The organism is Micromonospora sp. U56 (assembly GCF_018070095.1).
Classification (GTDB): domain Bacteria; phylum Actinomycetota; class Actinomycetes; order Mycobacteriales; family Micromonosporaceae; genus Micromonospora; species Micromonospora purpureochromogenes.
The window spans coordinates 1-11,559 of the sequence record NZ_JAGPYL010000165.1 but is presented as its reverse complement, the minus strand read 5'-3'; the positions used below and the strand labels follow the sequence as shown (position 1 = coordinate 11,559).

Below are 11,559 nucleotides of genomic sequence, written 5' to 3'. Positions count from 1 at the left end.
GGGTGGGTGGTGGGTCAGGCGGGGGTGTCGAGGGGGAAGAGCAGGCAGCTGGACGTGGCGTGGGCGATGAGGCGGTCCCGGGCGTCGGTCAGGCGGGCCTCGGCCAGGGCGGTGCGCCGGCCGCGTTGCAGGACGGTGCCCTCGCACCGCAGCATGCCGCTGGCGACGGTCACCGGGCGCAGGAACTTCACGTTCAGGTCCAGTGAGGTGTAGCCGACGCCGGCGGGCAGCGTGGTGTGCACGGCGCACCCGGCGGCGGTGTCCAGCAGGGTGGAGATCACCCCGCCGTGCACGGTGCCGAGCGGGTTGTAGTGGAACTCCTGCGGGACCAGCTCGACCGCGACCCGGCCCTCGTCGGCCTCCATCCGGGCCATGTCGATCAGGTGCATGATCGGCGGCGCGGCGAGCTCGCCGGCGACCATCGCGCGGAGCAGCTCCAGGCCGCTGCGGCGGCCCACGTGCGCGGCGCCGGCCATTGGGTCGGACCAGGAGAAGGTACGGCTGCGCGCCGGGTCCTGCGTCTGAGTCATGGACTCAGCCTGGCAGCGCGTTGCTGAGTCTGTCAATCAGACCTAGCCTGGTGCACATGAGACCCGCGGCACTGGACTGGTCGGTGGAGAACTGCACCATCGCCCGGGCGATGGCGGTCCTCGGCGAACGGTGGACCCTGGTGGTGCTCCGCGAGGTCTTCAACGGCGTCCGCCGCTTCGACGACATGCGCGTCCGTACCGGCATCCCCCGGCAGGTGCTGACCACCCGGCTGGCCACCCTGGTCGAGCAGGGCGTGCTGCGTCGCGAGCCGTACCGGGAGCCGGGCAGCCGGCTGCGCCACGAGTACCGGCTGACCGGGAAGGGCCTCGACCTGTGGCCGGTGCTGGTGGCGGTGCTCGGCTGGGGGGACCGTTACCTGGCCGACCCGGAGGGCCCCCCGCTCAGCGTCGGGCACCGCGACTGCGGGGCGGAGGTCCGGGTCGAGCTGCGCTGCGCCGAGGGGCACGAGGTGGCCGACCCGCGCGACGTGCTGCCCCGGCCGGGCCCGGGTGCCCGCCGCCGCGTCGACCGACCCGCCGCCGGGTAGCGCGTCCCGTCGAGCTTGCGTCGGGCCTGCGGCGGACGCGCCTCGGCGCGCGGACGGTCGTGCCGCCCGCGCGCCGGGACACCGGTGCTACCAGCCGAAGCCGTTGGCGTACGAGACGCTGGCCAGCACCGCCTGGCCGCTGGTGTTGGGGTGGAAGTAGTCCCAGGTGGAGACCTGGCTCAGCGCGAACGGGTAGTTGAACACCGCGTTGTCGTCGAAGTCGCAGTTCGGGCCGTACGCGGCGCAGGCCTGGGTGAGCTGGGTGTTGAAGTCGACCACCCGTTGCCGGACCCGGGTCCGGCGGTCGACGTCGGCCTGTGCGGTGGACGTCGGGTTGGCCAGCATCGACTGGCAGATGCCGAAGGCCGACCAGGCCGTCCGGGCGCTGCCGCTGCCCTTGCCGACCGACCAGAGCCGCTGGATGTCCGGGATGCTGATCACCAGGACCTTGGCGTTGGGCAGCCCCGCCTTGAGCCGGGCGAGCGCGCTGTCGATGTTCGCCCGGTAGGTGGCCACCGGAGTCATCGTCGACTCCGAGCTGGTGCAGGCGTCGTTGGCGCCGATCAGCATCGTGACGTACCCGACGCCCTGGCTGACCGCGGTGCCGGCCTGGCCGTACATGTCGGCGGACCTGGCGCCGCTGCGGGCGTCGTTGAGGTTGCGGCCCTGGATGTTCGGGTTGACCGCGCGGATACGCAGGTAGTGACTGTTCACGGTGGAGTTGTCGCCGGTGCTGAACGACCGTGAGGTGCAGTCGACGTACCAGCCGCAGGCGTTGAAGCCGCGGGTGATGGAGTCGCCGAGGCTGGCCATCGCGCTGGGCGGCGGGCCGGGGTCGGCGACGGCGGGGGTCGTGGCGAGCAGGACGAGGGCGGTGGCGCCGGCGAGAGCCGCCAGCGCGCGTCGGGCGAGGGTCATGGTGGCCTCCGGATCACGGGTGCCGGCGTGCTGCGGTGGCCAGATCGTATAGACGACTTTCTGTGTCCACAATGTTGCTTCACGGTTACAAGGGGCGGCGGGGTGAATTCGGGCAAAGTCATGTCTTGCTTACGATCTTAAATATGTGAATACTTCAGTCACTCGGCCGATTTCCCCAGGTCGGCCGGGTTGTCCCCGGGCGCGTCGACGTGACGCGACCCGTCAGACCCTTCCGGAGGTTGTTACATGCGACCCACGAGGTCATCGCTCCGCCACATCGCCGCCGTCGCCATGGCCGGCACCCTGGTCACCGGCGCGCTGCTCGGCGCCCCCGCGCAGGCGGCACCCGCCTCGCCCGCCTCCCCCGACGCCGCGGCCGGTCTGGCCGACCGCCTCGGCGACCGCGCCGCCGGCACGTACGCCGACGCCAGCGGCACCATGGTCGTCGCCGTCACCGACGCCGCCGCCGCCCGCCAGGTCCGCGCCGCCGGCGCCACCCCCAAGCTCGTCACCCGGGGCGCCGCCACCCTGAAGGCCGCCACCGCCGAACTGGAGCGGTCCGCGAAGATCCCCGGCACCGCCTGGTGGACCGACCCCGCCACCAACCAGGTCGTGGTCTCGGTCGACAGCACCGTCACCGGCGCCAAACTGGACAAGGTCAAGGCCGCCGCCGCCCGCACCGGTGGCGCGGTCCGGATCGAGGCCGAGGCCGGCGTGCTGAGCACCCGGATCTCCGGCGGCCAGGCGATCTACGCCGGCGGCGGCGGGCGCTGCTCGCTCGGCTTCAACGTGCGCAGCAGCTCGGGCGTGAAGTACTTCATCACCGCCGGGCACTGCACCAACATCTCGTCGAGCTGGTACAGCAACTCCGCGCAGACCAGCCTGCTGGGCAGCCGGTACGGCACCAGCTTCCCGGGCAACGACTACGGCATCGTGCGCTACAGCAACCAGACCACCACCCAGCCGGGCAACGTCTACCTCTACAACGGCAGCTACCAGGACATCACCGCCGCCGGCAACGCGTTCGTCGGCCAGAGCGTCCGGCGCAGCGGCAGCACCACCGGCCTGCGCAGCGGCTCGGTGACCGCCCTCAACGCCACGGTCAACTACGCCCAGGGCAGCGTCTACGGCCTGATCCGTACCAACGTCTGCGCCGAGCCGGGCGACAGCGGCGGCTCGCTCTTCGCCGGCAGCACCGCGCTGGGCCTCACCTCCGGCGGCAGCGGCAACTGCTCCTCCGGCGGCACCACCTTCTTCCAGCCGGTCCCCGAGGTGCTGAGCCGCTACGGCGTCAGCGTCTACTGATCGACCCCTCGTGAGCGGGCCGCCGGGCGACCGGCGGCCCGCTTCGCGTACCGACCGCCGGGCTCAGCGCGGTGCGGGTGCGCCACCTGCCGTCCGCCGGGTGAGCGCCAGCACCACCAGCAGCGGGCAGAGCGCCTCCGCGCCGGCCGCCACCCGCTCGGCCAGCCCGATCCGGGCGTCGCCGGTGGTCAGCTCTACCACGAACCAGCCGACCAGGGCCAACAGCAGCGCCGCGGCGGCCGTACCCCGGCGGGCGGTCAGGGCAGTGGCGCCGACGGGCGCCCGGCGCCGGTGCGCGGCGAGAGCCGGCCAGAGCGCGAGCGCGCCGAACGCCACCGCGGCGCTGAGGCCGTGCGCGGTGGACGACCCCTGCCGCGCCGGCAGCGGAAAGGCCGCCACGGCGAGGGTGGCGAGCCCGCCGAGGGTGAGCAGCAGCCGGCCGGCGGGACGCAGCGCGCGCAGCCCGGCCGCGGTCAGGCAGTGGCACAACCCCAGCCCCAGCAGGCCGACCGTCATGATCCAGCGATCCGTGGCGTCCCGGGCCGCCAGCGCGCTGATGGTGCCGGCGACCTGGTCGAAGCCGCCGGGCTGCCGCGCCGCCGCCAACGTCCAGCCGCCGACCAGCAGGACCGGGGCGGCGGCGGAGGAGAGCAGGGCCCAACGGGGTACGACGCGCACCCGGCACACCGTACGCGGGCGGCACCGCGACCGCCGGTGCCGCCGGTGGTGGCAACCGCGCCCGGTGGCATCGGGGGACCGGGCCGCCTGACAGAATGCGGAGGGCAGAGGTGTACCGCAGATGAGGAGACGCAAGTCGTGATCCGTACCCATGACGCCGGCAGCCTGCGCGCGACGGACGCCGGCACCACGGTGACGCTCGCCGGGTGGGTGGCCCGCCGGCGCGACCACGGCGGTGTCATCTTCGTCGACCTGCGCGACGGCTCCGGCGTGGTCCAGGTCGTGTTCCGCGAGGAGGACGCGCACGCGCTGCGCAACGAGTTCTGCGTCCGGGTCACCGGCGAGGTGACCCGCCGGCCCGAGGGCAACGAGAACCCGGAGCTGCCCACCGGCGAGATCGAGGTGACCGCCGCCGAGCTGGAGGTGCTCTCCGAGGCGGCCCCGCTGCCGCTGCCGGTCGACGACCAGGTCGAGGCCGGCGACGACATCCGGCTCAAGTACCGCTACCTGGACCTGCGGCGCAGCGGCCCGGCGAACGCGATGCGGCTGCGTTCGCGCGCCAACCAGCTCGCCCGCGGTGTGCTGCACGAGTGGGACTTCCTGGAGATCGAGACCCCCACGCTGACCCGGTCCACCCCCGAGGGTGCCCGCGACTTCCTGGTGCCGGTCCGGCTCCAGCCCGGCAGCTGGTACGCGCTGCCGCAGTCGCCGCAGCTGTTCAAGCAGCTGCTGATGGTCGGCGGCATGGAGCGGTACTACCAGATCGCCCGCTGCTACCGCGACGAGGACTTCCGCGCCGACCGGCAGCCGGAGTTCACCCAGCTCGACATCGAGATGTCCTTCGTCACCGAGGACGACGTGATCGACCTCGGCGAGGCGACCGTGTCGGCGCTCTGGAAGGACCTGGCCGGGCACGAGATCTCCCGGCCGATCCCGCGGATCACCTGGCACGACGCGATGGCCCGGTACGGCTCCGACAAGCCGGACCTGCGCTACGGCGTCGAGCTGACCGAGCTGACCGACTACCTGCGCGGCACCGAGTTCCGGGTCTTCGCCGGCGCCATCGACGCCGGCGGGTACGTCGGCGCGGTGGTCATGCCGGGCGGCGCCGCGCAGAGCCGCAAGGAGCTGGACGGCTGGCAGGACTGGGCGAAGGCGCGCGGCGCGCGGGGCCTGGCGTACGTGGTGCTCGACGCCGAGACCGGCGAGGCGCGCGGCCCGGTGGCGAAGAACCTCTCCGCCGAGCACCTGGGCGGGCTCGCCGACGCGGTCGGGGCCAAGCCGGGCGACGCGGTCTTCTTCGCCGCCAGCGCCAACACGCGCGAGGCGCAGGAGTTGCTCGGCGCGGCCCGGATCGAGATCGCCAAGCGGGCCGGCCTGATCGACGAGAGCGCCTGGGCGTTCTGCTGGGTGGTCGACGCGCCGATGTTCGAGCGCACTGACGAGGGCGGCTGGACGGCCGTGCACCACCCGTTCACCTCCCCGAACGCCGAGTGGGTGGACCGCTTCGAGGAGGCGCCGGACCGGGCGCTGGCCTACGCGTACGACATCGTCTGCAACGGCAACGAGATCGGTGGCGGCTCGATCCGTATCCACCGGGGCGACGTGCAGAAGCGGGTCTTCGACCTGCTCGGCATCACCCCGGAGGAGGCGCAGGACAAGTTCGGCTTCCTGCTGGAGGCGTTCAAGTACGGCGCACCGCCGCACGGCGGCATCGCGTTCGGCTGGGACCGGGTCTGCATGCTGCTCGCCGGCGCGGACTCCATCCGCGAGGTCATCGCCTTCCCGAAGACCCGGGGCGGCTTCGACCCGCTGACCGGCGCGCCGACGCCGATCACCGCCCAGCAGCGCACCGAGGCCGGCATCGACGCCAAGCCCAAGGCGCCGACGGGCGTGCACGCCGGCACCGCCGGCCCGGCCGCCCCGGTGGCCGACCCGGTCTGACCCGACCACCGTCACCGAGAGGTCTGCGCCATGATGGCGTGGACCTCTCGGTCGTTTCGCCGCCGCCGCTAACGGGCGACGGTCGACGGGGCCGGGGAGACGGGGGACGCGATGACGCTGCTCGTGGTGGGAGCCGGTGGCTTCCTGGGCGGGGAGATCTGCCGGCGGGCGGTCGGCGCGGGCCGGCCGGTGGTGGGGACCTGGCACGCCGACCCCGTCGCGCTGCCCGGTCTGGCGACCCGGCAGCTCGACGTGACCGATCGGGAGGCGGTGCGCCGGCTGGTGGCGGCGGTCCGGCCGACCGCCGTGGTCGGCACCCCCTACCGGTACGACGACTGGGCGGTCACCGCCGACGGCGCGGCGCACATCGCGTACGCGGCGGCCGAGGCGGGGGCGCGGCTGGTGCACCTGTCCAGCGACGCGCTGCACGCCGGGCGCCCGACGCCCTATCTGGACGACGACCGGCCCACCCCGATCTACCCGTACGGAGCGGCGAAGGCGGCGGCGGAGACCGCCGTGCGGGCGATCGACCCGAGCGCCGTGCTGGTGCGGACCTCGCTGATCGTGGGGGAGGGGAGCAAGCAGATCCAGCTCTGCCGGGACGCGCTCGCCGGCCGGGCCACCCTCTTCACCGACGAGCTGCGCTGCCCGGTCGACGTCACCGACCTGGCCGACGCCGTCCTCGAACTGGTCGACGGCGACTACGCCGGCCCGCTCAACGTCGCCGGTCCGGAGGCGGTCAGCCGGGCCGGGCTCGGGCTGCTGGTGGCCCGCCGGTTCGGGCTGGACCCGGCCGGCATGAAGACCACCACGGGTACGGCGGCCGGGGTGGTCCGTCCCACCGACGTACGGCTGGACTCCTCGCGCGCCGCCGCGCTGGTGCGGACCCGGCTGCGCGGCGTCACCGAACTCGTCGCGGCCTGATCCCGGTCCGCCCGCGCCATCCTGACGCACACTTTCTATGCACAACTATTGTGCATAGAAAGTGTGCACAGATATTGTGCACCCATGGGCAACGATGACAGTGACGGCCGGCCCGCGCCCCGCGAGGTGCGCATCGACCACCGGCAGGTCCGGGTGCTCGCCCACCCGCTGCGCATGCGGCTGGTCGGCGCGCTGCGGGTGAAGGGTCCGGCCACCGCCACCACGCTGGCCGAGCTGCTCGGCACCAACACCGGCGCCACCAGCTACCACCTGCGCCAGCTCGCCGAGGTGGGGCTGGTGGTCGAGGACCCGGACCGGGGCACCGGTCGGCAGCGCTGGTGGCGCGCCGCGCACGACGTCACGAGCTGGGAGCCGACCGACTTCGACGACGACCCGGACGCCCGCGCCGCGATCGACTGGATCCACCGGGACCAGGTTCGGCTCCTCGTCGAGCACGCCGAGCACTGGTTCGCCGTCGAGCACGAGTGGTCGCCCGCCTGGCGCGACGCCCTCGGCATGGGCGACGTCTTCATGACCGTCCCGCCGGCCCGGCTCGACGCGCTCAAGCAGGAGTTGTGGCAGGTGCTGGAGCGCTACCACCGGGAGGCCGACGCTGGCGACCCGGATCCGCAGGCGCGAGGCGTGCAGGTCTTCGTCGCCGCCTACCCGCTGCTGGAGGGACCCCGATGAGTGCCCTGTCCGTACGCCAGGTCCGGTTCCGCTACCTCACCCTCTACGGCCTGCGCTGGCTGCCCACCGGGCTGATGGTCCCGGTGATGATCCTGCTGATGCAGGAGCGCGGCCTGTCGCTGTCCCAGATCGGCCTGGTCTCCATCGCGCAGGGGCTGGTCGTGCTCGCGCTGGAGCTGCCCACCGGCGGCCTGGCCGACGCCCTCGGCCGCAAGCCCGTGCTGACCGCCGCCTGGACGCTGAGCCTGGTCTCGCTCGGGCTCTTCGCGGTAGCCGACTCCTTCGCGCTGTTCTTCCTGGTCTGGGCCCTGCAGGGCGTCTACCGGGCGCTCGACAGCGGCCCCCTGGAGTCCTGGTACGTCGACGCCACCCTCGCCGCCGACCCCAAGGCCGAGTACGAGGCCGGCCTCGGCTTCGCCGGCACCGTCTCCGGCGTGACCATCGCCGCCGGGGCGCTGTTCAGCGGTGGCCTGATCGCCCTCGGCCCGGTCGGGCCGGTCAGCGCCCTCACCGTGCCGGTCCTGGTCGCCATCGTGCTGCAGGCGGTGGCCCTGGCGGCCCTGCTGCTCCTGCTGGTCGAGATCGGCCCGGCCAAGGGCTCCGGCGCGCTGCGCGCCTCGGTCGCCGAGGCGCCCCGGATGGTGGGCCGGGCCTTCGGCCTGCTGCGCCGCTCCCGGGTGCTGCTCGCCCTGGTCGCCGTCGAGCTGTTCTGGAGCTTCGGCATGGTGACGTTCGAGTCGCTGCTGCCGGTCCGCCTCGCCGAGGTGGTCGGCAATCCCGAGCGGGCGGCGGCGCTGCTCGGGCCGGCCAGCTCGGCGGCGTGGCTCGCCGCGGCGGCGGGCGCGGCGCTGACCCCGCTGCGGCTGCGCTGGCTGGGCGCCGCGCCGAGCGCCGCGCTGCTGCGGCTCGTCCAGGGCGGGACCGTCGTCGGCATGGGGCTGTTCGCCGGCCCGGTCGGTGTGCTGGTCGCCTACCTGGCCTGCTACACCGTGCACGGCGCCTCGAACCCGCTGCACACCGGTCTGCTGCACCGGCAGGTCGACGGGCCGTACCGGACCAGCGTGCTCTCGCTGAACTCGATGGTCGGGCAGCCCGGCTTCGCCATCGGCGCGGTGCTGCTCACCGCCCTCGCCGACACCCGCAGCGTCACCACGGCCATGGTGGTGGGCGGCGTGGTGCTGGCCGTGGCCGCCCCGCTCTACCTGCCGGCCTGGCGTGCCGGGCGCACGGCAGGTGCGGCGACCGACCCCGGCCCGGCCGGGCCGGACGTCGTCGGGTCGACGGCCGGGGCGAGCGCGGTCGGTCCCACCGCCGAACCCGGCGTGGTCGGGCCGCCCGCCGACTTCGGCCCGGTGGCCGGCGGTGGGGCGCCGGTCCCGGCGGCCGGATCCGGGGGCGGGGCGGCGGCGCCCGTCCGCTGCCCGGTCGCCGCGCCGGCCGCGGTCGCGGCGGACCTCCATCCGAGCCGGATACCTCAGAGGCATCTTGATACCTCTGAGGTATCAGGCCAACCAGAGCGGTCGCCTCCAGCGCGGACCGGGGGTCGCCTCCAGCGCGGACCGGGGCCGCCGCCTCCAGCGCGGACCGGGGCGGCCGTCTCCAGTGCCGACCGGAGCGGCGGGCCGCCGGCGCGCCGGTTTCAGGCCAGGTGCACCGAGCTACGGGCGAGGGTGCCGCGCCGCAGGCGACGAGCCGGTCGCCGTCGCGGATGCCGTACCCGTCGACGATGCGCGGGTCGCCGGGGCGCGAGGTGGTGCTGGGGAAGGACGCCTCGATCAGCGCGTTCAGCGCCGGGTGGTTGGCCTCGCCGAGGCGTACCACCCGGTCCTCCTCGGGCTGGCGCGGCGGGGCGGTGGTGCACGGTCAGCCGGCCGGCGAGGGCTTCCGGACTGGTCCGGGGCAGGTGCAGACAGTGCCCGGCGCCGACCAGGCCGGTCACCCGCCCAGCCTAGAACGCGGCCCCGGCGCAGCTCGTTCCACGGTGGAGATTGACGAGCCGACCGATTGGGTACATCCAGCGGCGACCTACTGGGAACCCCCACCGGAGGACAACGATGCTCGCCATTCTCGCCGCGATCGTTTTCGGCTTCGCGCTGCTGATCGACCTGCTGGACACCAACTTCGGCGCCCCCGACCTCTTCAACGTGCACACCCTGCTGATGCTGGGCCTGCTGCTGCTCTCCCTCTACCTCGCCGGGGTCGGCCGCGGCCCGGGCGGTGGCGGCGGCGGCCGCTGGTACCGCGGTCGGCGGCCGGGTCGCGGCTGACCGCAACGGATCAGGACGGGCTCGGCCCGCGGCGCGATTCCGGCGCAGCGGACCGAGCCCGGTACTGTCTTCGTGATGGACTCCGACGCCCTCTTCTCCCTCGGTGAACCCGCCGCGGCGCCCAGCGCCCCCGCGGGGCCGAGCGGTGTCGACGGCTTCACGGCGGTCGGGGAGGATTCGCCCCTGCCCGTCCGGATGCGCCCCGCCAGCATCGACGAGCTGGTCGGGCAGGACCACCTGCTCGCGCCCGGTGCGCCGCTGCGCCAGCTGGTCGGCGGCGGGGCCCCGATGTCGGTCATCCTCTGGGGGCCGCCGGGCAGCGGCAAGACCACCATCGCGCACCTGGTGGCCCGGGCCACCGACCGCCGGTTCGTCGCCATGTCGGCGCTCTCCGCCGGGGTCAAGGACGTCCGGGCGGTCATCGACACCGCCCGCCGGCAGCGTCGGGCCGGCGGACCGCAGACCGTGCTCTTCATCGACGAGGTGCACCGGTTCAGCAAGACCCAGCAGGACTCCCTGCTCGCCGCGGTGGAGGACCGGACGGTCACCCTGCTCGCGGCGACCACGGAGAACCCGTACTTCTCGGTCATCTCCCCGCTGCTGTCGCGCTGCGTGCTGCTCACCCTCCAGCCGCTGGACGACGCGGCCGTGCGCGGCCTGCTGCGCCGCGCGGTCGCCGACCAGCGCGGCCTGGGCGGCGCGCTCACCCTCGACACCGAGGCCGAGGACCACCTGGTACGCCTCGCCGGCGGCGACGTCCGCAAGGCGCTGACCGCGCTGGAGGCCGCGGCGGCCTCGGCGGTGGCCACCGGCTCCGGCCGGATCGACCTGGCCACCACCGAGCAGGCGGTCGACGTGGCGGCGGTCCGCTACGACCGGGACGGCGACGCCCACTACGACGTGACCAGCGCCTTCATCAAGAGCATGCGCGGCTCGGACGTGGACGCGGCGCTGCACTGGCTGGCCCGGATGCTGGTCGCCGGCGAGGACGCCCGGTTCATCGCCCGCCGATTGGTGATCTTCGCCAGCGAGGACGTCGGGATGGCCGACCCGACCGCGCTGGGCGTGGCCACCGCCGCCGCCCACGCCGTGGAGTACGTCGGCCTGCCCGAGGCCCAGCTCAACCTGGCCCAGGCGGTGATCCACCTGGCCACCGCCCCGAAGTCGAACTCGGCCACCACCGCCATCGGCGCGGCCATCGCCGACGTGCGGGCCGGCCGGGGCGGCCCGGTGCCGCGCGGACTGCGCGACGCCCACTACGCCGGCGCGCGGGGGCTCGGGCACGGCACGGGATACCGCTACCCGCACGACGACCAGCGCGCAGTGGTCACTCAGCAGTACGCTCCCGACGATCTCGTCGGGACCGACTACTACCGGCCCAGCGGGCACGGTGCGGAGCGGTCGGTGGCCGCCCGGCTGCCGCTGCTGCGCCGGATCGTCCGGGGGCTGTCCGCCCCGGCGCCGCGCCCCGACGAACCGACGCCGGTGGCGGTCAACGGCCGCCACCCGTCGGGTACGGGGCACGCCGGTGGGGCGGATGAAGACGGCGACGCCGTCGTCGGGGAGGGTCAGCAGTGACATCGCGTGGTGGGGAGCGACCGGAGGACGGTCCCGACGAGCGGCGTGACTCCCGCGCCAAGGGACGCCGCTGGGGCCGGGGCCGGGCCGAGGAGGCGCCGCCGGAACCGGCCGGCGAGGAGTTCGGCTGGATCGACGACCTGCGTAGCGCCAAGCAGCAGCGGGGTGGCTCAGCGT

11 protein-coding genes and 1 pseudogene are annotated in these 11,559 nt (G+C 74.3%); 9 read left to right on the top strand and 3 right to left on the bottom strand.

The window, feature by feature from the left end:
• Positions 1-14 precede the first annotated feature (14 nt).
• Positions 15-530, bottom strand: coding sequence for a PaaI family thioesterase (locus KBX37_RS31340; RefSeq protein ID WP_210779464.1), 516 nt, complete (start codon positions 528-530; stop codon positions 15-17).
• Positions 531-586: 56 nt separating this feature from the next.
• On the opposite strand from KBX37_RS31340, the gene KBX37_RS31335 reads away from it, so the two are divergent.
• Positions 587-1,078 carry a helix-turn-helix domain-containing protein gene (locus tag KBX37_RS31335; RefSeq protein ID WP_210779463.1) on the top strand — a complete coding sequence of 164 codons (492 nt, stop codon included), beginning with the start codon at positions 587-589 and terminating at the stop codon, positions 1,076-1,078.
• Between the two features lie 87 nt (positions 1,079-1,165).
• Here KBX37_RS31335 and KBX37_RS31330 read toward each other — a convergent pair whose 3' ends face one another.
• A complete protein-coding gene (locus tag KBX37_RS31330; protein WP_210779462.1) occupies positions 1,166-1,996 on the bottom strand; it encodes an SGNH/GDSL hydrolase family protein in 831 nt (276 codons plus the stop codon).
• 246 nt (positions 1,997-2,242) lie between these two features.
• Here KBX37_RS31330 and KBX37_RS31325 point away from each other — a divergent pair, with 246 nt between their 5' ends.
• On the top strand, positions 2,243-3,301 hold the full coding sequence (locus tag KBX37_RS31325; RefSeq protein WP_210779461.1) for a S1 family peptidase: 1,059 nt from the start codon (positions 2,243-2,245) through the stop codon (positions 3,299-3,301).
• 63 nt (positions 3,302-3,364) lie between these two features.
• Here the strand turns inward: KBX37_RS31325 and KBX37_RS31320 are convergent, their stop codons facing one another.
• Complete coding sequence (locus KBX37_RS31320; protein ID WP_210779460.1) at positions 3,365-3,979, bottom strand: DUF998 domain-containing protein; 615 nt, start codon at positions 3,977-3,979, stop codon at positions 3,365-3,367.
• Positions 3,980-4,117: 138 nt separating this feature from the next.
• Between KBX37_RS31320 and aspS the strand changes: the two genes are divergently transcribed.
• The 7 genes and pseudogenes from aspS to KBX37_RS31285 form a co-directional block, all read left to right on the top strand.
• Entirely contained in the window at positions 4,118-5,923 is a 1,806-nt protein-coding gene (gene aspS, locus KBX37_RS31315; RefSeq protein ID WP_210779459.1) for an aspartate--tRNA ligase, read from the top strand.
• A 111-nt stretch (positions 5,924-6,034) separates the two neighbouring features.
• On the top strand, positions 6,035-6,847 hold the full coding sequence (locus KBX37_RS31310) for a sugar nucleotide-binding protein (RefSeq protein WP_210779458.1): 813 nt from the start codon (positions 6,035-6,037) through the stop codon (positions 6,845-6,847).
• A gap of 84 nt (positions 6,848-6,931) precedes the next feature.
• A complete protein-coding gene (locus KBX37_RS31305; RefSeq protein ID WP_210779457.1) occupies positions 6,932-7,537 on the top strand; it encodes a transcriptional regulator in 606 nt (201 codons plus the stop codon).
• A pseudogene (locus KBX37_RS31300) lies at positions 7,534-8,907 on the top strand (MFS transporter); the annotation flags it as partial. The gene KBX37_RS31305 and the pseudogene KBX37_RS31300, both read left to right, overlap by 4 nt.
• Positions 8,908-9,591: 684 nt before the next feature.
• Entirely contained in the window at positions 9,592-9,804 is a 213-nt protein-coding gene (locus KBX37_RS31295; protein ID WP_088962756.1) for a hypothetical protein, read from the top strand.
• 75 nt (positions 9,805-9,879) lie between these two features.
• Positions 9,880-11,382 (top strand): replication-associated recombination protein A, encoded by a 1,503-nt coding sequence (locus tag KBX37_RS31290; protein ID WP_210779456.1) that lies wholly within the window; start codon positions 9,880-9,882, stop codon positions 11,380-11,382.
• The coding region (locus tag KBX37_RS31285; RefSeq protein WP_210779455.1) for a hypothetical protein at positions 11,379-11,559 on the top strand (181 nt) is incomplete at its 3' end. The genes KBX37_RS31290 and KBX37_RS31285, both read left to right, overlap by 4 nt.